Below are 26,909 nucleotides of genomic sequence, written 5' to 3'. Positions count from 1 at the left end.
ACATGATAAAAAAAGCGTGTCTGATAACGATAGAGGTGTAATGATGAGTATTTTATCCGTAAAAGATTTAAGCCACGGCTTTGGTGACCGTGCGCTTTTTAACAATGTATCGTTCCGTCTTTTAAAAGGGGAGCACGTCGGCTTAATCGGAGCAAACGGCGAAGGTAAATCAACGTTTATGAATATTATTACCGGAAAGCTTGAGCCTGATGAGGGTAAGGTTGAATGGGCGAAAAACGTGCGTGTCGGCTACCTCGATCAGCATACCGTGCTTGAAAAAGGAAAAACGATCCGCGACGTGCTGAAGGATGCGTTCCATTACTTATTTGCAATGGAAGAGGAAATGAATGAGATTTACAACAAAATGGGCGAAGCGGACCCTGATGAGCTTGAGCAGCTGCTTGAAGATGTCGGTGTCATTCAGGACGCCCTGACTAATAATGATTTCTATGTGATTGACAGCAAAGTTGAAGAAATCGCCCGCGGCCTCGGCCTGCAGGATGTCGGACTTGACCGCGACGTCACTGATTTAAGCGGCGGACAGCGGACGAAAGTGCTGCTCGCCAAACTGCTTTTAGAAAAACCGGAAATCCTTCTGTTGGACGAACCGACCAACTACCTTGATGAGCAGCATATTGAATGGCTGAAACGCTATTTGCAGGAATATGAAAATGCGTTCATCTTAATTTCTCACGACATTCCGTTTTTAAACAGCGTGATCAATTTGATTTATCATGTGGAAAATCAGGAGCTGACGCGTTATGTCGGCGACTACCATCAATTCATGGAAGTCTACGAAGTGAAAAAACAGCAGCTCGAAGCCGCCTATAAAAAACAGCAGCAGGAAGTGGCTGAGCTGAAAGATTTCGTCGCCCGCAACAAAGCGCGGGTCAGCACGAGAAATATGGCGATGTCCCGCCAGAAAAAGCTTGATAAGATGGATATGATCGAACTGGCGGCCGAAAAACCGAAACCGGAATTCCATTTCAAGCCTGCGAGAACGTCAGGCAAGCTCATTTTTGAAACGAAGGACTTAGTCATCGGCTACGATACTCCGCTGTCACGCCCGCTCAATCTCAGAATGGAGCGCGGACAGAAAGTCGCCCTGTACGGCGCAAACGGCATCGGGAAGACGACGCTGTTAAAGAGCCTGCTCGGTGAAATCCAGCCGCTGGAAGGCACGGTGGAACGGGGCGAGCATCAATACACGGGCTATTTCGAGCAGGAAGTGAAAGAAACCAATAACAATACGTGCATCGAAGAAGTGTGGAGCGAATTTCCTTCCTTTACCCAGTACGAAATCCGCGCCGCCCTCGCCAAATGCGGCCTGACGACCAAACACATTGAAAGCCGCGTCTCCGTTCTCAGCGGAGGAGAAAAAGCGAAGGTCAGACTGTGCAAGCTGATTAATTCAGAAACAAACCTGCTCGTGCTTGACGAACCGACAAACCACCTGGATGTCGATGCGAAAGAAGAGCTGAAACGCGCGCTGAAAGAATACAAAGGCTCCATTCTGCTGATTTCCCACGAACCCGAGTTTTACATGGATATCGCGACGGAAACATGGAATTGTGAATCTTGGACGACGAAAGTGCTGTAAACACAAAAAGGAACTCCCGCCTGTGCGGAAGTTCCTTTTTTTCTTAATGTCCGGCTTTTATTCCGGCGAGATGTTTGCGTCCCATGAGAAGGACAAGCATGCCGACAAAAACGACGATCCCGCCTACTGTATATGGAGTGCTTGCGGTGAAGTGTTCTGACAGCATCCCCGCAATCCACGGAGCGAGCGCACCGCCGATAAAACGGACTGAGCTGTAGGCTGAAGACGCGATTGAACGTTCAACCGGCGCAGAACCCATCACAGCGGTTGTCATGATCGTATTCACCATACCGAGAACAGCACCGGCGACAACGATACACGTAATGATCAACGTCTGATGGTCAGTCCAGATCCCCATGACGATGAGAATGACCGCAAAGGCGATAAAGAGAACGACGAGCGAACCCACTGTTCCCAGCGCTTTGTGCACGAGCGGCGCCGTAAAGACTGACGTAATTGCCAGCAATAAACCCCAGCCGAAGAAGACGTATCCAAGGCCGTGTTCATCTAAATCCAGCACGAACGGAGAATAAGCAAGCAAAATAAAAAATCCAAAGTTGTATAAGAATGCAGATACTGCCATTGTCAAAAGGCCTTTATATTTGAGCGCCTTCATCGCATCAAACACACCGACGCGTTTCGCCGGTTTCGGCAGCTTCGGCAGCATGAGTGAAATCGCGCAAAGCGCTATGAACATGAGGACAGACACTCCGAAGAACGGAGCGCGCCATGAGATGCTGCCAAGCTCTCCGCCTGCAAGCGGCCCGACGGAAATCCCCAAGCCGAGTGCAGCCTCATACAGAATAATGGCTTTGGCGCTGCCGCCGACAGATACCCCGACAATGACGGCAAGCGCGGTTGAAATAAAGAGAGCATTCCCAAGCCCCCAGCCGCCGCGATAGCCGACAAGCTGAGCGATTGAACTTGAGCTTCCGCCGAGGGCGGCAAACACGATGATAAAAATAAGTCCGAGAAGCAGCGTCCATTTTGCGCCGATCCGGCTTGAAATCGCGCCGGAGAAAAACATCATAAAACCGGTAACGAGCAAATAACTTGTAAATAACAGAGATACTTCACTAGGTGAAGCATGTAATTGTGCGGCGATCGCCGGAAGAATCGGATCGACAAGACCGATTCCCATAAAGGAAATAACACAGGCAAACGCAACCGCCCAAACGGCTTTCGGCTGGCTGAATAAGCCTGTTTTCTGTTGTGATGATGTATCCATTTGACCAGACCTCCTGTTTCATCCATTAAAAGAAACGCTATATCCATAGCGTTTACAGCAAAATCATTCGATTGATTGAATGGCGCGGTCAGCTTTTTCTTTCATTCCGTTAAGGCGCGTTTTAAAATGCTGAAATGTGCTGATCTTCTCATCAATCATCTCAAGCTGGTGGTTCAAAGCCTGCTGAATCTCTTCCAGCTTTTCTTTCCGTTCCTTCGGATCCAGTGACAACAAGTACCCCTCTTTGTTTAATTCCAGCTGACGGCTCATCTCCATAAACTGCTGAAGCTCCTGAAGGGAAAAACCGAGCACTTCTTTTGTGCTGGTGACTTTTTCGAGCTCCTCCATATCATCTTCAGAGTATAGCCGGACGCCGCCTTCTGTCCGTTTAGGAGCAGGAATCAAACCAATCTCCTCGTAAAAACGAATGGTTCGTTTTGTCAATCCGCTTCGCTTGGCAACTTGATCAATCTTCATCCATTCCAAGGTGAATCCCCCTCTTGTCGTATCTGTTTCTATTATACACCATTTGAACCTTAACGTAAACGTTAACTTTTTATGCCTGATAAACTTTGCTTGGACAAAACGTTTGTCTTTAAAGCGCCGGGAGACATCTGTGTAAGATAAAAAAAGCCGGTATGACCCGCCATCTTTCTCGGGGGCCGTACCGGCTTTTCTTAATTCTCAAGTTCTTCAATCATCAGTGACAATTCGGTCCAGCGCTCCATCGCCGCTTCAAGCTCTTCAGCCGTTTTTGCCTGTTCGGCCATCAGTTCTTGAATCTTTCCGAAATCACTTCCCGCTTCAGCGATTTCCGCTTCCAGACGCTGATGCTTTCCTTCAAGGCCGGCGATTTTGTCTTCGATGCCGTCCCATTCGATCTGATCCTTATATGAAAGCTTTTTGCGCTTTTTCTTCGGCTCTTCCTCCGCCTCTTTCTCTTCGGCCGGCTGTTTTACCGCCGTCTTCTTCGCTTTTGCGTGTTCCATGTATTCACTGTACGAACCTTGGAAACGGGAAATGACACCTTGTCCTTCAAATACGATCAGGCGGTCAATGACGCGGTCAAGAAAATAGCGGTCATGGGATACGGTGATGACGACGCCTGGGAACTGTTCGATATAATCTTCGAGCACGCTTAATGTTTCCGTGTCCAGATCATTGGTCGGCTCATCTAAAAACAGCACATTCGGTTCCTGCATCAGTACATTCAGCAAGTACAGACGGCGCTTTTCCCCGCCCGACAGCTTTCTGATATATGTCTGCTGCATCGGACGCGGGAACAGAAAACGCTCAAGCATTTGTTCCGCGGTGATGACATCGCCTTCCGCCGTTTTGACGATTTCAGCCGTCTCTTTTATATATTCAATGACTTTCATATCACCGTTCATTTCGCTGTGGTCCTGGGTGTAGTAGCCGATCCGGACCGTCTGCCCGATGGTGATATTGCCGCTGTCAGGCTGAATTCTGCCGGCGAGGCTGTTTAAAAGTGTCGTTTTCCCGATTCCGTTCGGCCCGATGATGCCGATTCGTTCCCCCGGGATGACAAGCTCATTAAACTGGCTGATCAGCGCTTGGCCGTTATAGGTAATGGTGACGTTATCGGCTTCGATCACCTGTTTTCCGAGACGGTGGGAGCCGATCGCGAAATCGAGTGATCCGGAGACTGCCGGCCCTTTTTGCTCTTTGAGCGCCTCCGCTCTGTCCACTCTCGCTTTTTGTTTCGTCGAGCGCGCTTTCGCCCCTCTTCTGAGCCACGCCAATTCGCGGCGCAGGAGGTTTTGACGTTTTGTTTCTTTCTGCTCCGCCAGCGCTTCCCGTTCGGCCCGTTTTTCCAGGAATACTTCATAGTTTCCTTTATACGTATAAAGGCTGCCTCTCTCAAGCTCGTAAATTCTGTTCGTCACCCTGTTCAGAAAATATCTGTCGTGCGTGACAAGCATAACGGCGCCCGGATATTGCGATAAGTAGCCTTCCAGCCATTCAATCGTTTCATTGTCCAAGTGGTTTGTCGGTTCATCCAAAATCAGCAGGTCGGCCGGCTGGATGACGTTTTTCGCAATCGCGACGCGCTTTCTCTGGCCGCCGGACAGCTCGCTGACATCCTTCATCAGATCGGTGACGCCAAGTTTGGTTAAAACCGTTTTGGCTAACGTATTCGCCTCCCACGCATCATTCGCGTCCATTCGGGCCTGCGCATCAAGCAGCTGTTTCTGGCGCTGGTCATTTTCCGGTTCTTCATTCAGCGCCTGAAGCGCTTTTTCGTATTCTCTCATCGTTCTCATGACGGCTGATCCGCCGGAATAAATATGCTCAAGAACGGTTTGTCCGGCCGGAAGATCAGGGTCCTGATGCAAAAACTCAATATGCACGTTTCCTGAAGCCGTAATCTCGCCTTCCTCCGTTGATTCAAGGCCGGCAATGGTTTTCAGAAGCGTAGACTTCCCCGTTCCGTTCGGGCCGATTAAACCGATTCTTTCATTCTCTTCAATATGAAAGGAGATATGGTCGAATAATGTCTTATCTCCGTATGTTTTATAAAGGTTTTCCGCTTTTATGATGCTCATGGTCCCTATCAATCCTCACGTAAGTTCATGTGTTCATTTTAAATCAGGCGCTGGAATAAAACTAGTAAAAGGACAGACAAATTTCTTGGAAGAGATCATTTTGTCCGAAGAATGTTTCCGCCTCTCCTTTTATACACTGGAGGTGAAGAGGTGATGACATGATCAGCGTCAGTTTGTGCGTTATCGTGAAAAATGAAGAGGAAGTGCTTGCGGGCTGTCTTGATTCCGTCAAAGACATTGCGGATGAAATTGTGATTGCTGATACGGGCTCGACCGACCGGACGAAAGAAATCGCGGCCCGTTATACGGATAAGATTTATGATTTTGAATGGATCGATCACTTTGCGGCCGCTCGTAACTTTGTGTTTTCGAAAGCGGAAATGGATTATATTCTGTGGCTGGACGCCGACGATATATTGACGGAAAAGGACCGTGAAAAGCTGATTGAACTGAAGGCGTCGCTTTCAAAAGAGGTGGACGCGGTATCCATGTATTATCACGTCGGCTTTGATGCTCGGGGAGAGGTCAGCTTCAGATACCGCCGCAACCGTCTCGTTAAGCGTGAAAAAGGATTCCGCTGGATCGGAGCCGTGCATGAGTATCTTGAAGTATACGGAAACATCATAGAAACCGATATTGCCGTCACACACCGGAAATCCGCGAAAAAGCACTCGCCTCCCTCAGACCGCAACTTGAAGATTTATGAGAAAATGGCGGAAAACAGTGAAACGATGACACCGCGCGATTTGTTTTACTTCGCGAATGAATTAAAGGATCACGGCCAGTATCAGCGCGCCATCACGTATTATCACCATTTTCTTTCCACAAAACAGTGCTGGATCGAAGACGAGATCAGAACATGCCAATATCTATCCGATTGCTACAGGGCGGTCGGCCATGAAGAGGCCGCCATGACGTCTCTCTTAAAATCATTTCTGATCGATTGTCCGCGGCCGGAGTTCTGCTGCAGGCTCGGCGACTATTTTGCGGAGAAACGGCAATACCGGCAGGGCGTGTTTTGGTATGAGCTCGCCCTATCCGCCAAAAGCAGTGATGCAGGCTTTACCCAGCTCGAATATTCCACCTGGTATCCCCATCTGCAGCTCTGCGTCTGCCACTGGCAGCTCGGCGACAGAGAAAAAGCGAAGATTCATAACGACAAAGCCGCCTCCTATCATCCGTCACATCCGAGTGTCCTGTATAATCAAAACGTGCTCGGCACATAACATCAAAAAAAAGAGCTGCCCCCGTATGAAGGGCAGCTCCTTATTGATTACGCTGTCGGAATTCCTCCGCTTACACTGTAAATTTGGGATGTCACATAGCTCGATTCTTCTGAGGCCAAAAAGACATAAATTCCTGCTAGCTCCGCCGGCTGTCCGGCACGCTTTAATGGAACGGCCGGTGTTTCCTTGCCGAATTTCGGAATGTTTTCACCGGGCTGTCCTCCCGAAATCTGCAGAGGCGTCCAGATCGGCCCCGGCGCTACCGAGTTGACTCTGATTCCTTTATTCGCCAGCTGTTTTCCTAAGCCGACGGTAAAACCGATAATGGCATGTTTCGTCGCGGCATAATCCAACAGCATCGGGCTTGGATTATACCCTTCTACGGACGTTGTCGTGATAATAGACGCGCCTTCCGGCAGATAAGGAAGCGCGGCTTTGACGAGCCAATACAGCGAGAATACGTTGACTTCAAATGTTTGATAGATTTGTTCTGTGGCAAGATCGCTGATATCATCCACTGCCTGCTGTTTGCCGGCGACAAGAGCGAGCGTGTCAAGACCGCCAAGCTCTTGATACGCTTTTTCCGCCAATTCTCCGCAAAACGCTTCATCGCTTAAATCTCCCGGCAGCAGAACGGCTTTTCTTCCCTCTTTTTCAATTAACGCTTTCACTTCTTCAGCATCCGGCTGTTCCTCAGGCAGATAGTTAATCGCCACATCCGCCCCTTCCCGGGCATAAGCAATCGCGGCGGCCCGGCCGATACCTGAATCGCCGCCGGTGACGAGGGCTTTTCTTCCCTTCAGCTTGCCGGCTCCTTTATAGCTCGTTTCACCGCAGTCCGGCACAGGCTTCATCTCTTTCTGCAAACCGGGCGGTTCTTGATATTGTTTTGGAAATTCATCATGATCATATTTCGTCAGCGGGTTGTGCAGATTTGCATCAGACATACAAGACTCTCCTTTATCATTGGTGATGTATTCGTATGTGTACCCCTGAGCATGACGGATCAAACGTGTAAGTGCAGTTTCCGATTGGTAAAGGGAAAACAAAAAAGGAGCCCGTAAGCTCCCTTTTTTTATGACTCTCCGAGTACGTTTTCAGCCATTTTCGCTAAATGCTGGGCGCTTCCCGAAATTTCCTGCATCGTGGCAGAAATTTGTTCAACCGCCGCCGCTTGGCCGTTTGTGTTCTGGTTGATGGATTCAATAGAGTCCTCCAGCCCTTTCAGCAGGCTGTGGATTTTTTTCGTAATCTGGTCAATTTGGCCGACGTTGTCTTTTGAATGAGTGGCAAGCTTGCGGATCTCATCCGCCACCACGGAAAAGCCCTTGCCGGATTCTCCTGCTCTCGCGGCTTCAATGGCCGCATTCAAACCGAGCAGATTGCTTTGATCCGAGATGCCCTTGACAGTGACGGAAATGTCGGCGATTTCTCCCGCGCTTTCACTGACTTGTTTCGCCTGAGTGGAAATCCCGGTCATCTGTGCTGAGAAACCGCTGATGGATTCTGAGATATCCGCGATGGCCGAAGCGGTCTGTTCCACGACGGCGGACAGGCTTTCAGCGACATCGTGAAGCTTGGCTGATTTTTCAAGGCTGGTGCCGAGACCGACGCCGCCGATGACTTTTCCGTTTTCATCGTGAAGCGGAATCGCTCTGGCGATCAGCGGAAATCCGAACAGCTCTTTCGGCACCATGCTTGTCTTCTTCTGATTCATGCGGATCGCGTCTGTAATGATGTCCCCTTTTTGCAGCGGGTCTCCCGGCTTTACATTAAGAGAAAACGTTTTAGCCGGAATATTCACGATTAATTTTTCTGTATCATAAATTCCGATGGTGATGTCATCTTGGATCAGGCTGTTTAAAAAAGGCGCAACTTTGACAAAAGCGTCAAGCAGGCTGTGCGTTTGCTGCTCCGTCTGTATACTCATTTCTTTCACTCCTTCTTAATATGGGAATTGCCGTTTTTCATGCTGAACCGAAATCCATTTCAGCGTGGTGAATTCTTCAAGGCTCCATTCGCCGTTCAGCCTGCCGAGACCTGATTGTTTCTCGCCGCCGAACGCGACGTTCGGTTCATCATTAATGGTCGTATCGTTGACGTGAATCATGCCGGTTTCGATCCGCTTAGCAAACTCAACGCCGCGCTCAACGTTTGCCGTATGCACGGCTCCGCTTAAACCGAACGGTGTCGCGTTTGCGATGCTTACCGCTTCCTCCTCCGTTTCAAACGGCATGATGCAGACGGCCGGTCCGAACAGCTCCTCCTTCGCAATGCTCATCTCAGGTTTCACATCTTTTAAAATGACGGGCTCAGCGACCGTTCCGCTGAATCGGCCGGACAGCACCGGAACCGCTCCCTCTTCTATCGCTTTTTCGACAGACCGTCTCAAACCTTCCGCCTGTCTCTCATTGATTAAAGGGCCGATAACCGTATCAGGGTCCATCGGATCGCCGACTTTCAGCGATGACACTTTCGCTTCGTAAAGCTCTGTAAATTTGTCATATACAGATGTGTGAACGAGCACGCGGTTCGCCGACATACAGATCTGGCCTTGATGCGTAAACCGGCTGAATACAGCCGCATTGACGGCGTATTCAAGATCAGCATCCTCAAGCACGATCAGCGCGCTGTTTCCGCCAAGCTCCAACAGCGGTTTTTTAAAGTGTTTGACCGCAAGCTGTCCGATATAGCTGCCCACTCCGGTTGAGCCTGTAAATGAGATTATCCGCGGCACGGGATGCTCAACAAAGCTGTCGCCGATCTCCCCGATATCCGTCACGATAACATTCAGCAGCCCGTCCGGTACGCCGGCCGCTTCAAAAATTTTCGCGATAAGCGTTCCGCCGCAGATCGGTGTTTCTTCATGAGGCTTCAGCACGACGCCGTTCCCCGCGCCCAGTGCCGGCGCAACAGATTTCATCGAAAGGAAAAACGGGAAATTAAACGGGCTGATCACCCCCACGACTCCGGCGGGTATTCTGTACAGCCTGTTTTCTTTTCCGTCAATCGTGGACGGGAGAATTTTCCCTTCCATCCGCACCGGAAATGTTGCGGCTTCTTTTATCATATTTTTGACAAGTCCGATTTCAAACTCAGCCTTCAGCCGTGTTCCGCCAAGCTCCTCCATGATTAAGTAAATAATCGCTTCTTCGTGCTCTTCAATGAAAGAAACGGCTTTTTCCAAAATGGCCCGCTTTTTAAAAGGGTTTACTTTGTCCCATTCTTGTTTCGCAAGAGCCGCGGCGCGATATGCCGCATCCACGTCATCAGACGTCGCTTTTTGGAATGAGGTGATGACTTTTTGAGTATAAGGATTTCTGTTTTCCAATACGTTCCGGCTGCTTCCATCCCTCCATCGGCCGCCGATAAACTGCTTATTTAGTTCTTCATATTGAAACATGTAAAACATCTCCCTTTCACCGAAACTTGAAATTAGTTGATGAGTCATCTTTTGTATCGGTCTTAAGGTGAGAAAATTGAACTATTTCACAATAAAATTCCCGTTCCTTCCGTGCATCGACGCTTTTTAGCTTTGTCCTTTTAAAGTGGAAAATTCTTTAATTGACTGCGAGAAATTTCGACAATATAATACAAACGTCAGTGTATATAATGATAAGAATATTATGAATTTTCAGGAGGACCCATATGTCTTTACTATTTCGGAAAAAGCCGCTGGCCGACTTAAAGGCTCAGAGCAAACAGACCAGCCTGTCCCGCTCGTTAAGCGCTTTTGACTTGGTTTTGCTCGGAATCGGCTGTGTTGTCGGCACGGGGATTTTTGTGATTACCGGGACTGTGGCCGCGACAGGCGCAGGACCGGCTTTGATTCTGTCGTTTGTGCTCGCGGGCCTTGCCTGCGCGCTCGCCGCGTTTTGTTATGCGGAATTTTCTTCATCCATTCCGATTTCAGGCAGCGTATATACGTATTCATATGTCACTCTCGGGGAGTGTCTCGCGTTTTTAATCGGATGGGACTTAATGCTTGAATATGTCATCGCGCTCGCCGCCGTCGCAACCGGCTGGTCTTCCTATTTCCAGTCGCTTCTTGCGGGCTTCGGGCTGCATCTTCCGGAGGCGCTGACCGCCGCACCCGGCAGCAAAACGGGTGCCGTGTTCAACCTGCCGGCCGTTATCATTATTTTGGTCATTACCGCGATTGTTTCAAGGGGCGTGAAAGAAAGCACCCGCTTTAACAATGTCATTGTATTGATGAAAATTGCGATCATTCTGCTGTTTATCATCGTCGGTTTCGGCTACGTGAAACCGGAAAACTGGTCGCCGTTTATGCCGTTCGGAATGAAAGGCGTCATCACGAGCGCCGCGACCGTTTTCTTCGCGTATCTCGGATTTGATGCCGTGTCAAACGCGTCGGAAGAAGTGAAAAACCCGCAGAAATCAATGCCGTTCGGAATCATCGGTGCGCTTGCCATCTGCACCATCCTTTACATTACGGTATCGCTCGTCCTGACGGGAATGCTTTCGTATACTAAGCTGAATGTCGGAGATCCGGTATCTTTCGCGCTCCAATTTGTCGGCCAGAACAAGATAGCAGGCATTATTTCCGTCGGCGCGATTATCGGGATTACAACGGTCATGCTCGCTCTGCTTTACGCTCAGGTGCGCCTTACATTTGCGATGAGCAGAGACGGCCTTTTGCCCCGCATGTTTTCCAAGGTTCACCCGCGTTTTAAAACACCGTTTCAAAACACATGGGTGACGGGGATCGTTGCCGCCGGGATCGCGGGTTTTATTGATTTGGGAACCTTGGCGCATCTCGTCAACATGGGAACCTTGGCGGCCTTTACGGTCATTGCGATCGCCGTCATCGTTTTAAGAAAGAAACATCCGGAGATCAAATCTTCCTTCCGTGTTCCTTTCGTGCCTTTTGTGCCGATCATCAGCGCATGCTTATGCCTGTATCTCGCAAGCAGCCTGCCGGGTGTGACATGGCTCGCCTTTGTCATCTGGATCGCCGCCGGGATCGTCGTTTATATGATGTATTCGAGAAAACACAGTTTGTTAAATAAATAAAAAAGGAAGGCTCTTTTTTCTGTTTGAGAAAGAAGAGCCTTTTTTGCACTTGATAATTCATTCACCTTATGAATAATATGGTGTATGCTTCGTTTACATAAAAAGGAGGAGAATCACTTTGGCAATTGCCGCCCCGCTTAAAGAAAAACCTGTCCATCGTCCCGAGACAACCATGTATTCTATTTTGTTCATTATCGGGATCTGTCATTTGCTGAACGATTCACTGCAAGCGGTGATTCCGGCGATGTTTCCGATATTGGAACGTTCCATGAATCTTACATTTACGCAGCTCGGAATTATCGCCTTTACGCTGAATATGGTGTCTTCCGTGATGCAGCCCGTCATCGGCTGGTATACGGATAAACGCCCGATGCCGTATGCTTTGCCGCTCGGACTCACCGCAAGCATGCTCGGCATTTTAGGTCTCGCGTTCGCCCCGTCTTTTCTGACGATTTTATGCTGTGTCTTTTTTATCGGCCTTGGCTCCGCCGTCTTTCATCCTGAAGGATCGCGTGTCGCCTACATGGCCGCCGGCGAAAAGCGCGGGTTGGCGCAATCGATTTACCAAGTCGGAGGGAATACCGGCCAGGCGATGGCGCCCTTGATTACCGCGCTGATTCTCGTTCCGCTTGGTCAATTCGGCTCTGTCTGGTTTACGCTAGTCGCCGCAATCGCTGTGCTGTTTCTCATCTATATCGCCAAATGGTATAAAGGCCGCCTTATTCATTTGCGCGCCGTAAGTAAAAAATCACCGGCCTCCGCTGTGCAGACCGTGATTACAAAACCGATTATTCTCGCCCTTATCATGATTATCTTCTTAATTTTCGCGCGCTCCTGGTATGTGAGCGCGATCGGCAACTTTTATACGTTCTATGCGATGAATGCCTATCATGTCAGCATTCAGCAGGCACAGAGCTACATCTTCGTCTTTTTATTTTTCGGAGCTGTCGGAACGTTTCTCGGCGGGCCGCTTGCAGACCGTTTCGGAAAGCGGAACGTCATCATTGTTTCGATGATAGCATCGGCTCCATTGACGATTTTCCTTCCGTTTGCGGGGCCTGTCATCGCCTATGGCGTACTGGCGCTGATCGGTGTTGTTCTGATGTCCAGCTTCTCCGTGACGGTTGTCTACGCGCAGGAGCTTGTTCCAGGCAAAATCGGAACGATGTCAGGGCTTACGGTCGGGCTCGCCTTCGGAATGGGCGCGATCGGAGCCGTTGCGCTCGGAGCTCTTATTGATTCAGCGGGATTGACGCCGACCATGACTGCCGTCGCCTTTCTGCCCGTTTTAGGTCTGCTCGCCTTTGTCCTGCCGAGCGACAAAACATTAAAAGAATGGCATTCATAAAAATAATCCCTGCCTTTTCGGCAGGGATTTTATGTTTCAACCGTATAAAAATGAGTATCAGGAACCGCATATTTCGGAATAAACCCGTCTCTGAAATCAGGAAACGCTTTTTGAATTTCATCAATCCATTTTTTTACGTTTTTGATGTACGGCACGTAAATCATATTGACTGTCGCCTCGTCATCAATGTGATAGTACCAGCACAGATTGAATTCGTTCTCCGTGACGAGCGTAAAGCCTGAAAAATGATAAAAAATCAGCGGGGTGTCATTGACATATACAGCCCCGCCGCGCAGGCTGACGTCATATTGCTCAATATTCCACAGCGCCGCATTCGCGCCGATCGACTCCGTGACATGAACGTCTTCAAACTGCGCGGGCCACTTTTCAACATACCTTTGATCACCGTATGTCTTTTTTTCTTCATTCATCTCCACCGTACAATAAGAGATGCAATCCTGCCTCCACTGCCAGACCGCCCGATACGCTTCCCCGGTATTCCGCGCGCCGACAAACCCGGTGTTGTACTGCCCTGTCAGCTTGTAATAAGACGCAAACCGTTCTGAATTGCGGTGGTCCGTCAGAAAAAGGGAAGCATCCGGCTTTTCCGCAAACAGCTCGCCCGCATCTGAGAAGAAAAAGAGATCGGTGTCCAAGTGGGCAAAATATTCAGCTTCATCATACTCCGTCATCACATGGAACAGAAATGCCGGTTTCAGCGTCCAGCAATACTCATGAAACGTCCGGCCGCCCTTTGCTTCAAGCAGCTCCGGGTCCTCCATTTCATGGAGCTGAACCGCCGTGATATGTTCCCACGGCACCTGCTGAAGCAGTTCGTACGCTTTCGGATCGACACACAGCACATACAGATGAAAATCCCGGCAATGCTCATGGAGAGAATGAATCATCGGCATCAGTTTAAAGATATGCGTTCTGGAAACAATGGTTGAAAAATGATATTTACTCACCATATCACATCCAATTTATTTAAGATCCACATGCAGTAAATCAGCAGCCAGCGCTTTGAACGCCCTTGCAAAGTGCGTGACGCCCAGCTTTTTTTCCGCTTTTGCCAAAAGCTTTCCGACCTCCGGCAGATTGAAGCTGTTCGCCGTGATCCGCGGGCTTTTCGTCTTCCAGTCCGGGTCAAGGTTGCGGTCTTTAACCGCGTGCAGCAGCTCGAGAAAAATGTGCAGCAGGCTTTCATATTTCTCATAATTAAGCAGCACTTCGATGTCTGCCATCATGCTGTTGGTTAACTCCGCGTCAAACGGGCCGTTAAACGCGAGGTGCACGTCAAGCGAATGAATGTCATTATACTTGTCGCACATGTACGCGATATTCGCCCTGATGTCATCAACGGAAGCGCAGTTGCTCGGATGCTCCTGATGGACGCTCATGATATCGCGCCGCAGCTGAAATCTCATTCCCGACTGATGAAGCCTGATGCCGAGATCATAATCTTCAAAGCCGTATCTGACAATGCCTTCATCAAACAGGCCGAGATCTGCCACGTGCTGTCGCTTGACTGACGAATTGTTCGTAATGAAAAAACGCCACGGCAGACGGTAGCCGTTCAAATCATCTCCGTATTTTTCCAAAATGCTTTTCAGCACACGGATAAAGTCGGTATCTAAATCAAAGCATTGGTCAAGAAAACTTCCGTCTCTGATATCACTTTCATGAAGGAGCGGCTCTTTATCGCCCGGCAGCTCTTCATACAGTTCGGCGAGTTTCTCTTTATGCTCTTTTTCAAAACGGTCATAATAAAAGCTGTAAATCCGCTTCCAGAACATACCGCATACGACAAGATCGTCCCGGTTCTCATGAGCCTTGATATGCTTCGCCACCAAATCCTTTTCGGCAAGCATATCGCTGTCATGGAAGATCAAAATATCGCCTCTGGCATTGCGGACCGCCTGATTCCGGCCGTAAGCGATCCCTCTGTTTTCTTTAATTCTCACAAAAATCAGCGGAAAATTCGCGCTGAATGATTCAAGCATGGATAAGGTTCCGTCTTCCGAACCGTTGTCAGCCACAATCACTTCGAACGGCTCTGTGCATTCCTGTTCATTCAGGGACAGCAGGCTGTTATAGAGCCGCTCCTTGGAATTATATGCGGGAACAATGACGCTTGCCTTCACTTTTCGTTCACTTCCTGTATATGATCATTTATTTGTTATCATCCTCAGATGCAAAGCCGCTGAACTCCGGGCAGACGGCGCTGACCGTCCCGATCACCCGCTTCAGAATGTCCTGATAAAGCTGATGGACAAACGGCAGGTCGGTCCGGTCCGTCTCATGAATCTGCCGAATGTCGCCGGCTGTAACGATCCGGTATCCGCTGAAATGATAGAAAATCAGCGGACTTCCGTCTTCGAGCACAAGACGCCCGTCCTTCCATGAAAACGTGTGGCGGCCGTAATTCCAATGGCCGATATTCACGCCGGGCGTGGTGATGTCACACACATTCGGGAACAGGCCGGACATGTAATCCAAGTAGCCTTGATCTCCGAATTTTCCTTCGCCCGGCGCATTTTTGCATTCTTCCAGGCAGCGTTCTTTCCACCATCTGAGACAATCTGTGCCGGCACTGTCGGTTTTGAAGCTGAGAAAACCGGAATTATACCGGCCTAAAAGACGCTGCAGCATGTCGATTTCCTGTTTTTCAAATGAGGGAATGACGATATCGCCCCGTGACAGAAGCACCGAACAATCCGGCTGATTGTCAAAAATCGCGCGCGGATCAGCGAAGAAAAACAAATCGGCATCAATGTACGTGACACGCTCTAATTCCGGATGTCCGTCCAGCACGAATTCGAGAAATACCGGCTTCACCGTCCAGCAGTATTCGCTCTGATCCCTCGTCCGCTTCAGTTCAAGGAGCTCCTCATTTTCCAGTGCGGACACCTGAATCAAGGTGACATTATCCTGCCGCATTGCCTGAAGCACGTCATAGGTGTCTTGATCCATACACAAAGTAAAAATGGGGGCGTCCGCCTGAACCGCTTTCAATGAGCCGAACAAAGCGATAGCCTGATACAGCCTTCCTTTTGATAAAACTGTGCAATATGCGCTTGTCACGTCTTTCTCTCACCTCTGTTTCTGTTACTTTTGAAAAAAGGCTTTATACCATTCGATCGTTTTTTCCAATCCTTCATCAATGGTATGCGCGGGTGTCCAATTCAGAAGCTTCCTCGCCTTTTCCGCCGATAAATATTGGTGCTTGATTTCATGGCTTCCCTGGTTGAGCACTTTCGGCTTGAGGTCACTGTCCATGGCCTTAAGAATTTTTTCTACAAGCTCCAGCACCGTCAGCTGAATCTCATTGCTGAAGTTGAACGCTTCTCCCGCAAGATTGAGCTCCTCCATCTTTTCCGCCAGCAAAAGGTATGCCTCGACCGCATCCTCGATGTAAAAATAATCACGGATAAATGTGCCGTCGCTGCGGATTTCCGGCGCTTCACCGTTCAGCACGAGCTGAATCGTCTGCGGAATAATCCGGTTGAAGTTCAAATCTCCGCCGCCGTACAAGTTGCCGCAGCGCGTAATACAGACCGGAAGTCCGTACGTATTAAAATATGTGTGGCTTAATAAATCGGCACAGCTTTTTGATACGTCATAAGGATGTTTGCCTTGAAGAGGCATGTTTTCATCGTACGGCAGTGTCGGCTGGTCGCCGTACGCTTTATCACTGGACGCGACGATCACCCGCTTGATGAGCGGATGCCTGCGGCACGCTTCAAGGATGTTCCATGTGCCGAGAATATTGGCTTCAAATGTGGAAATCGGATTGCGGTTTGCGACGCCGACGATCGCCTGAGCGGCTAAATGAAAGACCGTGTCAATTTCATATTCGCCCAGCGCCCGCTCAATCACATCCAGATCTTCAAGCGCGCCCTGCACGATATTCATTTGCTTCACTTGTTCTCCCTGATACAGGTTCGACTTGGGCACAGTGTCACGGACAAGTCCCGTCACATTGGCCCCCTGATCGATCAGTTCCTTCACCAAGCAGCTTCCTAAAAGACCTGTACATCCCGTCACAAACACATTTTTATTTTTCCAGAAACTCAAACTTGATCACCATACCTTCCATACATGTTGTCCCCGGTCCCACATCTTGTTGATTTCCAGCAGGTTTTTATACGTATCGATCGCCGTCCAGAAACCGTAATGCCGGTATACCGCCAATTCGCCGTCTTTCGCCAGCTCCTTCAGCGGTTCTTCTTCAAACATGACATCCCTGTCTTTCGGCAGATAATCAAATACCTTCGGGCTGAGCACGAAAAATCCGCCGTTGATGATGCCGTCACTTGAGGTTTTTTCAGAAAAGCTTTTCGCCATACCGTCTTCAACCGTCAGCGTTCCGAATTGCGAGGTCTTTTCTATACCGGTGACGGTCGCCGCAGCCCCTTTTGATTGATGATAGCTGATCAGATGAAACAGGTTGATGTTCGCCAGTCCGTCCCCGTACGTCATAAGAAAGGTTTCATCACCGATGATGTCCTTCGCCTGTAAAAGCCGCCCCGCTGTCTGCGTGTGTTCCCCCGTGTCTAAAAAAGTGATTTTCCACGGCTCGGATTTTCCCAATATCCGCACTTCTCCGGTAGAGCTGTCCAGCGTCATGCTGTGATTCTTCCAGTCATAATCTAAGAAATATTCCTTAATCATCTCTCCTTTGAAACCAAGAAGCAGGATAAATTCGTTCACGCCATAGTATTGATAGAGTTTCATAATATGCCATAGAATCGGTTTGCCGCCTATCATGGCGAGCGGTTTGGGACGTTCATTGGTGATTTCGCTCATTCTCGTTCCTTTTCCGCCGCAGAGAATGACTGCTTTCATCTCTACCCCTCTTCTCTGTGAATATTGGATTCGAAACCGCCCGTATAAGAGAAACCAACCCGATAATTTGTCCGATTCTCTATCACCGGTTTCAAAATCTACTGTAAGATATGAGAGATTGGCGCCCTTTGTGACCAAAAGCTCTCTCTTTTTTCAGATTGGTGAAGATACACACAAAAAAAGAGCCTCACGGAAATTCCGTAAGGCTCTTTCTATTATTTATTATCCTGATTCAGCTTTTCTTTGCCGTAATGATATTTAGACGGATCAACCGGCGTAAAGTCGCTCAATTTGTGGAATCTGAGCAAGTCTTTGTACATCACGCTGTCAGACAGCTTCAGCTGCTCTGTGACTCTGGCTTTCAGGTTTTTCGTTTCCTGATTGCCTTTCAGTTCTTTTCCTGTCTTCGTATCGTATACGACATTGGAGATGGAAGTATATTTCGGCGTGACGTAATCTCCGTTACGGAACGTCACCGTATCATCATGGTCTTTCGAGAAGAGATCGGTGCCGAAATTAATATATTTCTTAGAATCGATGCCTTCCAAGTGAAGGATCGTCGGCACAACGTCCATTTCACCGCCGTACGTATGGTTCACCCCGCCTTTTTTGCCGGGGATGCGAAGCATAAGCGGCACACGCTGATTCTGCGCGTTTTGATAAGGCGTAATTTCTTTGCCGAGAATTTCTTTCATCGCGCGGTTATGGTTTTCAGAGATTCCGTAATGGTCTCCGTAAAGCATAATCACCGAGTTGTCATATAAACCGGATGACTTCAGGTCTTTAAAGAACTGTTCAAGCGCCTCGTCGAGATAACGCGCCGTCTGGAAATAGTCATCCACAGTCGCGTCGCCCGTTTTCGCTTTTTCGATCGTTGCGTCTTTTTCATCAAGCGTAAACGGATAATGGTTCGTCAGCGTGAGCAAATGCGCGTAGAACGGCTGTTTCAGCGATTGAAGCTTCGGAATGGATTCTTTGAAGAATGGTTTATCCTTCAGTCCCATATTGACAAGGTTGTCATCAGACATATCGTATGTGCTGGCGTCAAAGAATTTATCGTAGCCGATATGTTTGTAAATCTGGTCACGGTTCCAGAATGATTTGTAGTCACCGTGTAAAACGGCGCTTGTATAGCCCTCACTTTGGTCAAGGATGGCAGGAAGCGATTGATACGTGTTTTCCCCTTTTGTCACGAAGGCTGATCCTTCAGGCAGTCCGAACAGGCTGTTATCCATCATCAGCTCGGCGTCAGATGTTTTACCTTGGCCCGTTTGGTGGAAAAAGTTATCAAAGTACGTCATGTCCTCTCCGCCGCGGGCGAGTTTATTCAGGAACGGCGTGACTTCTTTTCCGTCAAGTTTGTAGTTGATCAAAAACGATTGGAAGCTCTCCAGGTGAATCTTAATGATGTTTTTGCCTTTGGCCTTGCCGAAATACTCGGCGTTCGGCTTCGCATAATGCGACGATGTGTAGTTTTCAACGCTCGTCAGGTCATCGCTGCTGGCATATGCCCGCTGTGATTCCGTCTGCGCCGTCTGTACGCCGTCATAAATTGTGTAATTATAAAGGCCTAAGTATTTTACAATGTAATTGCGGTCAAACGTTCTTGTCAGCAGCTCCGGGCGGTCCTCTTCGGCAATCGCCAGGTTCACGAAGAACAAAACAATACCCGTCACGATAATTAATGACGTATACCGTTTTTTCAGCTTGAATTCCTTCAGCTCACGTCTCCACACCAGAAGCGCGATTAAAATAATAATATCAACAAAGTATAAAATATCATGGCCGGACATAATGCTGAAGATGCCGTCTCCCATATTTCCCACATTACCGGATTGCTTTAAGTTCGGGAATGTCAAGAAATCATCGAAGAATCGATAGAATAGGATATTTGCATACAAAATAAACGTCATGATGAAATCAATAATCACCATGATAATCGCTGATTTGCGGCCTTTCGCAAACAATGCCAGTCCTAAAAAGAAAATGGCGCTTGAGAACGGATTGATCACAAGCAGAAACTGCTGCGTCGGACCCTTCACCCCAAGGTTGAATTCAGCATGATAGGCTAAATACGTTTTGGCCCAAAACAAAATAATAGCCAGTACAAAAAAACTAAGTCTGTAAGAAAATAATTTCTTCATGGCAACCTCTACTTTCCTAAACACTTTAAATCTGTATTCTTACTTTTTGCTTCAATTCCTGCTTTCCGAGCAAAACGAAAGCATCACACAGCCCCATAAACACACCATTTAAAAAAACGATATATTTATCATTCGTGTCATGCCCATTGAACATCTTATCCCGCCAGCCATTAGACGCAGGATATCCGTTCTTCGTTTCACATTTTTTTCTGGCATTAAAAGGTACCGTATCAGACCCGGTCTGAAAATAGGAGATACCAAATATAAGAATAACACAAACTTCTAAAAACGAAAAATGAATATCAAAGACAGCCGCCCAACAGGCGGGCTGAAGTTATTGTATGCAAAGGGGTTAAAAAACTTGAAGGTTTTTTTGGCTGATGTAAAAAAAGGACTGGAGTCATCCAGTCCTTTACCTGTCAAATTATCGCTTAGACCCTAAAGATATACAAAAATGCTTTCTTCACGTTTACCTTTTGTTTTTTATAATCCAACCATGCAGCAGAGCTGGCATTTGTGACTGCTTTAACTGTTCTCCAACACTGGTCCTTAACGCGTCTTGCAAATTTCTGTTTCTCATTAGCGAAAAAAATTGTGAATTGGTTTCATCAAACCCGCCAATAAAGGAATTAGCTCCGTTTTTTTCTACTCAGTAACGAATTTCTTTCGTACTTTTTAAATAGACCCTCGACATACAGTTTTAGTTTTTCACTTATCATTTCCCGCTCTCCTTTTAGTCCCAGCTGCGTTTTAATGACCCATTCTTCAGCGGTCTAGTTTCTTGCCATTTTAATGTAATGCCGGTATCCAATTAGAGAAACTATAAATCCCAGTATTGTATAGCTCAGTACAACAAGGGTTACCCATATTAGACTTTCTCCTCCCGATATCGTCGAGACCGATTGAATTAACCCTTGATGCGCCCAGTACTGCGGAAAGAGCATTCCAATAGTTTGAAGATAGCTTGGTAATTGATCATAAGGGGTCCATAAACCACATACAACAGCGGTACCTAATGCAATCACATTTGTCATGACCAAACCGGTATTTTCAGTCTTTGCAAAGACTGAAATGGCAACTCCCCAGGATGTAACCAGTAAAGATATCAACACAACAACCCACAGATACGCCGGAAAATTATTAATTTCAATATCATACAGAAATATTCCTAAAACAGAAAGGAGAAGCATTTGCATAAAAGTTATGACTAAAAAAGGGATACTTTTTCCTAAGAAGAAGTTATAAGGCTTTAAAGGGGTACTTGCCAGTCTTGATACAATTCCTTTTTCCCGATCCTTTACAAAACTTATAACGATGGAGATAATAATGAATGTAGAAAAGAATACGCTCATACCGGTTACGGATTGTGAAGCTACTAAAGTTTTGTTTGTACTGTCTGTCGTAAATAGCTCAATCAGCAATATGATGGACACAATAGGTAATATAATCGTCCAAAAAAACAGAGACTTATCCTTTAACTGTTTTAGCGTTTCAATTTGAGCGAGCGGTAACATGATAAATTCCCCCTTTATTCTTCATCACGCAAATCAGTGCCGGTAAGTTTAAAGAATACATCTTCTAATTTTGGCTTATATAAAAACAACTGATGAGGCACAATATTGTTTTCCTTACTGACGCTAATTAAGCGCTCCATGGTTTCTAAAGGTTTTTTGGTTTTTATTATCAGCCCTGAATTAACGACTGAAAACTCAAAACCATGGCTCTTTATTAATTCATGAGACAATGAGGAGTTAAACATAATAGATGATTCTTCATGTCGTTTAAGCAGTTCATTTATTTCTCCTTCATCGATAATCTGCCCTCTGTCGATAAAAGCTACATAGTCACAAAGAGTTTCAATCTCTTCCATGTAATGGCTCACATAAATAATGGTTTTACCGGCTTTTTTGAGTCGATTTACGATGTTAAAAATGTAGCGGCGTGATTGCGGATCCACGCCTACCGTCGGCTCATCTAGAATAATTAAGTCTGGATCGTGCATTAATGCACACCCGATATTTAAACGGCGCTTCATTCCTCCGGAAAAGTTCTCCACAACGTCGTTTGTCCTTTCTGACAACCCGATATCTTCTAACAGTTTTTTTGTTGTTTGCTTTAGTTTTAAGCCATTCAGTCCATGTACCTTTCCGAAAAATTCCATATTGGTCTTTGCGGTTAATTTTTCTTCAAGGCTGATATCCTGTGGAACATAACCCAATCTGCCATTTTCATTACCGACAAATTCAACCTTACCGTCATATTCCCGGATGATGCGTGAGATGATCTTAATTAAGGTAGATTTGCCGGATCCGTTCGGTCCAACAAGTCCATAGCAGACTCCTTTCGGAATTGTTAAAGCCACATTGTCCAAAGCCAGAGTCGTGCCATAGCGCTTACTTATATGTTCAACTTGCAGCATTTACACCATTCCCCCACTGTTATTTATTTTAAATATGGATTCAATTGTATTAATGTACTCCTTGTAGGCTGCTTTCCCTTCTTTCGTAATCTGAACAATAGTCTTCGGCTTTTTGGATACGAACTTCTTGGTTAGTTCTATATAAGCTGCATCTTCTAACTTTTTCAGATGCGAACCTAAATTCCCATCTGTGATGTCTAATGACTTTTTCAGGAAAGTAAAATCACATTGATCATAAGTCATCAGTAAACTCATAATTCCCAACCGTACTTTGGCATGTATTAAATCATTGATATTGTTAACATTACTCATTTCCTTGCCCTTTTCTTTTCAAAATCATTCCTGTAAGTAATAGGCTGCCTCCGCCAATAAATGCAAAAACAATATTCATTGCATTAGGAAGTAAGCAGAATGTAAGCATACCGAGTATGCTCAGCCAAAATCCCATAACAAAAATCTCTTTTGTTAACACGATGCCTAAGAATATGTACATAATAGACACCATTAACACAATCAAAAACGATAGAAATTCTCCTGTTCGCGGCAATAATCCCATTAAAATCAGGAAAACAAAAATGCATACCATTAATATGAATCCAATCCATGCATATTTTAATTGATTCTTTAAGAAAGTGGGCATGGGATCAAATTGTTTCTGCTTAAGATATGTCTTCAAAGTCAGTATCCACCCTAATACTGCCAGTATTAACCAGACACAAGCAAGGACTACAGAAGGTACCTTACATAAAGAAACGGAGTACGCAATAATCCATATACAGCCCCAAATAATGAAATATGGACTGGTTTGCCTTGAGTACTCAGTCTTGTAGTTCGTTAAGACTTTGATATGAGATAAGTTTTCAGCTATCTCTGATTCACGAAAATTCTGATTTGACATAAAACAGGCTCCTCTTTTTACAAAGTACTTTGTGAAACAGAGTATATTCTAATTCCATATATTTGTAAAGAGGTTTTATCCAAAATAGGCGCAACTATTTAGTCTTGGAAACAGCAGATGGGACTCTTGGCGCTGATATCCTTCCACCACTGTGAGCCATCCTTATCTTGTTATAAGATCTCCCAACAAAGCCTTCAGATTGCTGACAAACCGAATGTATATCGATTGGAAAGCAATTCATTTTCTTGAAGGAAAAAGGACTGGAGTCATCCAGTCCTTTACATCAAATCGGTCAAATCCCCGCCCAAACATCTTTTGCGTAAATGCCTTTTGTCTGGAGGTCCAAAAGCCATTCTTGCGCTTGCCGTTCGTCTGTTTCGTGGACCGACTGATACGCTTTTTGCAGCGTTGCCTCTACATCGGGCGCCATTTTGCTGCCGTCGCCGCATACGTAGAGGTGCCCTCCCCGGCCGAGGATGGAAATTAAAGCGCCGGCGTCTTTCGCCATTAAGTGCTGCACATACGTTTTCGGTACGCCTTCTTTGCGGGAGAAAGCCGTATGAAGCGTCACGATTCCGTCTTTTTCATAAGCTTCAAGCTCGTCACGGTAAATAAAATCATGATCGTTTCTGCATCCGAAATACAGATGAGCCTCCCCCAGCTCTTTTCCTTCTTTTTTTAACGCCGCCCGGGCCTGCAGAAACCCGCGGAACGGGGCGACTCCTGTGCCGGGACCGACCATAATAATCGGTTTTTCCGGATCTTCCGGCAGCCGGAATCGTGTTTCCGGAGTGCGGACAAACATCACGATACCATCCTCAGGGCCGCGGTCCGCTAAATAATTCGAAGCGACTCCGCGATACTCACCCAAACCGCTCCGGGCGGGGCCGCGAACGACGCCGACGGTAATTGAAGCCTGCCCGGGATGTTTCCGGGGCGAACTTGAAATCGAATAATACCGCGGCTTCAACGGGCGCAAAAGCTCCAGAAATCGCTCAAACGGAAGTTCACACGCTTCATATTTTTCAAGGAGATCGAGCATCGAGACGCGCGATGTTAAGATTTGCTCCTGATAGACGCCCTCCTCAAGAAAATCTTCCAATTCCCGTTTGTGCGGCGGGCAGACCGTATAAGCGGCCATTTCCCGGATTTGAGCCCTTGATGCCGCTTCCTGCAATTCGACACAGCTGCTCAGAAGATCATGCAGCCTGACCGGCCGATCGAGCGGGAGATGAGCCGCGCTCTGTCCGCTGGCTGTCAGCAGCACTTGATCATTCCCGTTCAGATTGAACCGGCGGAGAACACGGCTGACCTGCTCTTTGCTGTTTACCGGCAGCACGCCGAGATGATCCCCTTCATGATAGGCAGCCTCTTTCGGCAGAGTGATTTCGATATGCCTTGTGCTCCGGCCGCTTTCCGGCGCCTGAAGTTCCCTGTTTTCCGCAACGGATGCGTAAACCGCTTCATACGTCTGTGCCAAAGGAGACCCGCCAAGCCCGCTGACAAATTGAAGGCCCAGCGCACTCCGCTCTTTTTCGGCATTTTCATTCAGCTTGAGACCGAATGCCTTCATGGCGTCCGTCCACATGCTTTTTTTCCATTCATCAAGCTTTCCTTCAAAATCGCCGCTGACGTCCCCTTCACCTCGGGAGGAAAAGCGTTCCGCCCCTTTTTCGGCAAGCTTCTCATCAATCAGTCTCGGCACAGCCTGATATGTCGCCGCCCAGTTATGATCACCGCAGCCGAAGACGGCATATCGGACGCCTTCCAATTCCCCGGGTTTGACTTCTTCAAGCCATTGAACGAATTGTCCCGCGTTGCTCGGAGGCTTTCCGTTATAAGAGGACGTAATGATCAAGAGAGCTCCTTCTTTCGGCAGTTTTCCGATCCGGTCATTCAAAGGCGCCGTTTCAGTCCGGACGCCGTGCATCCCGGCAGTATCGGCAAGCTCCCGCGCCACGCCTTCTGCGGTTCCCGTATCTGAGCCGTACAGAATCAGAAGCGGTCGGTTATCAAGCCCGATAATGGATGCGCCTTTTGTTTCCCGTTTTTCTTTTTCGACGTCTCCCGCCGTTTTTTCAGCCGCCGGGAGAGCTGCCGCAACGGCTCCTTTGTTTCTCGGCCGCACCCGGATATGAAAGTCGCCGGGCTTGATCGTCAGTGTCTGTTTAATATCGAGCTCATAATCGGTGTGATCGATAAAGGTAAAATGCTGCAGAATCATCCCCAGAACAAGAGTTGCTTCATGCAGGGCGAACTGCATACCGATACACGCCCTCTGACCGTTTCCGAACGGCTTATACGCATGGTGAGGCACTTGATCAGGATGTTCAAACCGCTCCGGATAAAATTCCTCCGCATTGTCTCCCCACGCGTCTTTATCACGGTGAAGCTGGGGAATTAAGACGGAAATTCTGTCTTTCGGCGTGATCGGATATTTCCCGCCGATCACCGTATCCTCTTTCGCATAAAGGCTGAACGCAGGCGCGGTCGGCCATAAACGCAATGACTCCTGCAAAATCATTCGGATATAAGTCAGATCCAGCACTTGTTTATATGAAGGAACGGGATCGGTCAAAACCCGATCGGCTTCTTCATAGGCTTTTTCCAAAACACGGGGATGTTTCAGCAGAAAGTAGATGGCAAAGGAAAGCAGGCCGCTTGTCGTTTCATGGCCGGCAATTAAAAACGTGATGATTTGAAACCGGATATTTTCATCATCAAGTTTTTCGCCCGTTTCCGGGTCTTCCACATTCAGCATTCTGGCCAGCAGATCCTTTTCATCCCGGCCGCCTGACCGGCGCTCTGCGATAATACTGTCTACTAACGAAAACATCGCCTGAATGTCATGATGAAATTGGCGCTTCGTCCTGATCATAAGCTTATCCTGAACATCAAGGCGCTGCATTTGGTGCATCGCTTCATCAAGGGCGCGCACCATGCTGTTGATAAACGGATGAGGCGTTTCCCTGTAATAGCTGTTAAACCGATAGTTAAAGCCGCAAAGCCCGATCGTATCGAGCGTCAGGCGGGTCATATCAGCAGGCACATCAACGGCCTCATCCGGGTTGAGCCTAGCCCATTTTTGAATCAGCTGCACCGCGATATCAGTCATCATCGAATGATAATCTTTCATCGCGCGCTGGCTGAAGGTCGGCATCAGAATATTATGCGCCTTTCGCCAGTTAGGCTCATGCGTCCAGCTTGTAAACAGCCCGTCACCGGAAAACGCCCGGACTTTCTCCAAAGCTCCTTCAATGCTTTTATCGAACCGTTCTTCATCACAAACCTCTTTCACCAGTTCATGGCCGGACACGACGATAATGGCGCCCGCCGGGGTATGCAGCTGAAAAATAGGCCCCTGCTCGTTTGCCAGTTTGATCAGCGACATTGTAGGCTTGTCTTTATCAAGCAAAGGAAGATTGCCGAGCGGGCCGAATGTCTTCGGCTGCGGAATCGGACCTGTTTCCTTCATGAATAACACCCTTTCTAACACATTGATGCGTTCCTTCCAACTACATTGCCCTTTTCACCGGCCGATTATCCGCCGTCACGGATCAATCATCGGATTGACGATCGATAACGGTTTTTTCTATA

The 26,909-nt window shown here is 47.6% G+C and carries 21 protein-coding genes; 4 read left to right on the top strand and 17 right to left on the bottom strand.

Features of this window, described 5'->3' with window-relative positions:
* Positions 1–43 precede the first annotated feature (43 nt).
* A complete protein-coding gene (locus V7728_RS19985) occupies positions 44–1,600 on the top strand; it encodes an ABC-F family ATP-binding cassette domain-containing protein (RefSeq protein WP_012117051.1) in 1,557 nt (518 codons plus the stop codon).
* A gap of 43 nt (positions 1,601–1,643) precedes the next feature.
* Here the strand turns inward: V7728_RS19985 and V7728_RS19980 are convergent, their stop codons facing one another.
* The 3 genes from V7728_RS19980 to V7728_RS19970 form a co-directional block, all read right to left on the bottom strand.
* Complete coding sequence (locus V7728_RS19980) at positions 1,644–2,828, bottom strand: MFS transporter (protein ID WP_007408959.1); 1,185 nt, start codon at positions 2,826–2,828, stop codon at positions 1,644–1,646.
* Between the two features lie 63 nt (positions 2,829–2,891).
* Positions 2,892–3,314, bottom strand: coding sequence for a MerR family transcriptional regulator (locus V7728_RS19975; protein WP_012117050.1), 423 nt, complete (start codon positions 3,312–3,314; stop codon positions 2,892–2,894).
* Between the two features lie 191 nt (positions 3,315–3,505).
* Positions 3,506–5,395, bottom strand: coding sequence for an ABC-F family ATP-binding cassette domain-containing protein (locus V7728_RS19970; RefSeq protein WP_025284399.1), 1,890 nt, complete (start codon positions 5,393–5,395; stop codon positions 3,506–3,508).
* Positions 5,396–5,553: 158 nt separating this feature from the next.
* Here V7728_RS19970 and V7728_RS19965 point away from each other — a divergent pair, with 158 nt between their 5' ends.
* Positions 5,554–6,621: a tetratricopeptide repeat-containing glycosyltransferase family 2 protein gene (locus V7728_RS19965; protein ID WP_020953937.1), complete on the top strand. Its 1,068-nt coding sequence runs from the start codon at positions 5,554–5,556 to the stop codon at positions 6,619–6,621.
* A gap of 47 nt (positions 6,622–6,668) precedes the next feature.
* Here the strand turns inward: V7728_RS19965 and V7728_RS19960 are convergent, their stop codons facing one another.
* The 3 genes from V7728_RS19960 to V7728_RS19950 all read right to left on the bottom strand — a co-directional run bounded on the left by V7728_RS19960 (position 6,669) and on the right by V7728_RS19950 (position 10,024).
* Complete coding sequence (locus V7728_RS19960; RefSeq protein ID WP_007408956.1) at positions 6,669–7,568, bottom strand: SDR family oxidoreductase; 900 nt, start codon at positions 7,566–7,568, stop codon at positions 6,669–6,671.
* Between the two features lie 128 nt (positions 7,569–7,696).
* A complete protein-coding gene (locus V7728_RS20560) occupies positions 7,697–8,101 on the bottom strand; it encodes a methyl-accepting chemotaxis protein (protein ID WP_370466150.1) in 405 nt (134 codons plus the stop codon).
* Positions 8,102–8,566: 465 nt separating this feature from the next.
* Complete coding sequence (locus V7728_RS19950) at positions 8,567–10,024, bottom strand: aldehyde dehydrogenase family protein (RefSeq protein WP_063095932.1); 1,458 nt, start codon at positions 10,022–10,024, stop codon at positions 8,567–8,569.
* A 245-nt stretch (positions 10,025–10,269) separates the two neighbouring features.
* Here V7728_RS19950 and V7728_RS19945 point away from each other — a divergent pair, with 245 nt between their 5' ends.
* Both V7728_RS19945 and V7728_RS19940 read left to right on the top strand, forming a co-directional pair.
* The gene (locus tag V7728_RS19945) at positions 10,270–11,655 is read left to right on the top strand and encodes an amino acid permease (protein WP_080130718.1); all 1,386 of its coding nucleotides are present in this window, start codon (positions 10,270–10,272) and stop codon (positions 11,653–11,655) included.
* A 118-nt stretch (positions 11,656–11,773) separates the two neighbouring features.
* Complete coding sequence (locus V7728_RS19940; protein WP_007408952.1) at positions 11,774–13,003, top strand: MFS transporter; 1,230 nt, start codon at positions 11,774–11,776, stop codon at positions 13,001–13,003.
* Positions 13,004–13,032: 29 nt separating this feature from the next.
* Here the strand turns inward: V7728_RS19940 and V7728_RS19935 are convergent, their stop codons facing one another.
* From V7728_RS19935 to V7728_RS19885, 11 genes are all read right to left on the bottom strand, one after another.
* On the bottom strand, positions 13,033–13,971 hold the full coding sequence (locus tag V7728_RS19935; RefSeq protein WP_099567260.1) for a hypothetical protein: 939 nt from the start codon (positions 13,969–13,971) through the stop codon (positions 13,033–13,035).
* A gap of 15 nt (positions 13,972–13,986) precedes the next feature.
* Positions 13,987–15,147, bottom strand: a complete 1,161-nt coding sequence (locus V7728_RS19930) for a glycosyltransferase family 2 protein (protein WP_059366706.1) — start codon at positions 15,145–15,147, stop codon at positions 13,987–13,989.
* 28 nt (positions 15,148–15,175) lie between these two features.
* On the bottom strand, positions 15,176–16,087 hold the full coding sequence (locus V7728_RS19925) for a putative nucleotide-diphospho-sugar transferase (RefSeq protein ID WP_015239358.1): 912 nt from the start codon (positions 16,085–16,087) through the stop codon (positions 15,176–15,178).
* Positions 16,088–16,111: 24 nt separating this feature from the next.
* The gene (locus tag V7728_RS19920; RefSeq protein ID WP_012117042.1) at positions 16,112–17,080 is read right to left on the bottom strand and encodes a GDP-mannose 4,6-dehydratase; all 969 of its coding nucleotides are present in this window, start codon (positions 17,078–17,080) and stop codon (positions 16,112–16,114) included.
* A gap of 6 nt (positions 17,081–17,086) precedes the next feature.
* Positions 17,087–17,851: a glucose-1-phosphate cytidylyltransferase gene (gene rfbF / locus V7728_RS19915; RefSeq protein WP_052827163.1), complete on the bottom strand. Its 765-nt coding sequence runs from the start codon at positions 17,849–17,851 to the stop codon at positions 17,087–17,089.
* Between the two features lie 215 nt (positions 17,852–18,066).
* On the bottom strand, positions 18,067–19,995 hold the full coding sequence (locus tag V7728_RS19910) for an LTA synthase family protein (protein WP_003155677.1): 1,929 nt from the start codon (positions 19,993–19,995) through the stop codon (positions 18,067–18,069).
* A 773-nt stretch (positions 19,996–20,768) separates the two neighbouring features.
* Entirely contained in the window at positions 20,769–21,509 is a 741-nt protein-coding gene (locus V7728_RS19905) for an ABC transporter permease (protein WP_099566480.1), read from the bottom strand.
* A 14-nt stretch (positions 21,510–21,523) separates the two neighbouring features.
* On the bottom strand, positions 21,524–22,414 hold the full coding sequence (locus tag V7728_RS19900) for an ABC transporter ATP-binding protein (protein WP_015239351.1): 891 nt from the start codon (positions 22,412–22,414) through the stop codon (positions 21,524–21,526).
* Complete coding sequence (locus tag V7728_RS19895; protein ID WP_007609957.1) at positions 22,415–22,726, bottom strand: winged helix-turn-helix domain-containing protein; 312 nt, start codon at positions 22,724–22,726, stop codon at positions 22,415–22,417.
* Positions 22,719–23,312 carry a hypothetical protein gene (locus V7728_RS19890; RefSeq protein WP_015239350.1) on the bottom strand — a complete coding sequence of 198 codons (594 nt, stop codon included), beginning with the start codon at positions 23,310–23,312 and terminating at the stop codon, positions 22,719–22,721. Before V7728_RS19890 ends, V7728_RS19895 begins: the two co-directional genes overlap by 8 nt.
* A gap of 292 nt (positions 23,313–23,604) precedes the next feature.
* Positions 23,605–26,787, bottom strand: a complete 3,183-nt coding sequence (locus tag V7728_RS19885; protein WP_099566479.1) for a bifunctional cytochrome P450/NADPH--P450 reductase — start codon at positions 26,785–26,787, stop codon at positions 23,605–23,607.
* Between the last annotated feature and the right edge of the window lie 122 nt (positions 26,788–26,909).

The organism is Bacillus sp. JHAA (assembly GCF_036961585.1).
Lineage (GTDB): Bacteria > Bacillota > Bacilli > Bacillales > Bacillaceae > Bacillus > Bacillus velezensis.
The sequence above is the reverse complement of the archived record's forward strand: the minus strand, read 5'-3'. Positions and strand labels throughout refer to the sequence as shown.

Coding starts and splice junctions, on each gene's coding strand:
- V7728_RS19985 (WP_012117051.1), top strand. CDS start 44: ATGAGTATTTTATCCGTAAAAGATTTAAGCCACGGCTTTGGTGACCGT.
- V7728_RS19980 (WP_007408959.1), bottom strand. CDS start 2,828: ATGGATACATCATCACAACAGAAAACAGGCTTATTCAGCCAGCCGAAA.
- V7728_RS19970 (WP_025284399.1), bottom strand. CDS start 5,395: ATGAGCATCATAAAAGCGGAAAACCTTTATAAAACATACGGAGATAAG.
- V7728_RS19965 (WP_020953937.1), top strand. CDS start 5,554: ATGATCAGCGTCAGTTTGTGCGTTATCGTGAAAAATGAAGAGGAAGTG.
- V7728_RS19960 (WP_007408956.1), bottom strand. CDS start 7,568: ATGTCTGATGCAAATCTGCACAACCCGCTGACGAAATATGATCATGAT.
- V7728_RS20560 (WP_370466150.1), bottom strand. CDS start 8,101: ATGACCGGGATTTCCACTCAGGCGAAACAAGTCAGTGAAAGCGCGGGA.
- V7728_RS19950 (WP_063095932.1), bottom strand. CDS start 10,024: ATGTTTCAATATGAAGAACTAAATAAGCAGTTTATCGGCGGCCGATGG.
- V7728_RS19945 (WP_080130718.1), top strand. CDS start 10,270: ATGTCTTTACTATTTCGGAAAAAGCCGCTGGCCGACTTAAAGGCTCAG.
- rfbF (WP_052827163.1), bottom strand. CDS start 17,851: ATGAAAGCAGTCATTCTCTGCGGCGGAAAAGGAACGAGAATGAGCGAA.
- V7728_RS19910 (WP_003155677.1), bottom strand. CDS start 19,995: ATGAAGAAATTATTTTCTTACAGACTTAGTTTTTTTGTACTGGCTATT.
- V7728_RS19905 (WP_099566480.1), bottom strand. CDS start 21,509: ATGTTACCGCTCGCTCAAATTGAAACGCTAAAACAGTTAAAGGATAAG.
- V7728_RS19900 (WP_015239351.1), bottom strand. CDS start 22,414: ATGCTGCAAGTTGAACATATAAGTAAGCGCTATGGCACGACTCTGGCT.
- V7728_RS19895 (WP_007609957.1), bottom strand. CDS start 22,726: ATGAGTAATGTTAACAATATCAATGATTTAATACATGCCAAAGTACGG.
- V7728_RS19890 (WP_015239350.1), bottom strand. CDS start 23,312: ATGTCAAATCAGAATTTTCGTGAATCAGAGATAGCTGAAAACTTATCT.
- V7728_RS19885 (WP_099566479.1), bottom strand. CDS start 26,787: ATGAAGGAAACAGGTCCGATTCCGCAGCCGAAGACATTCGGCCCGCTC.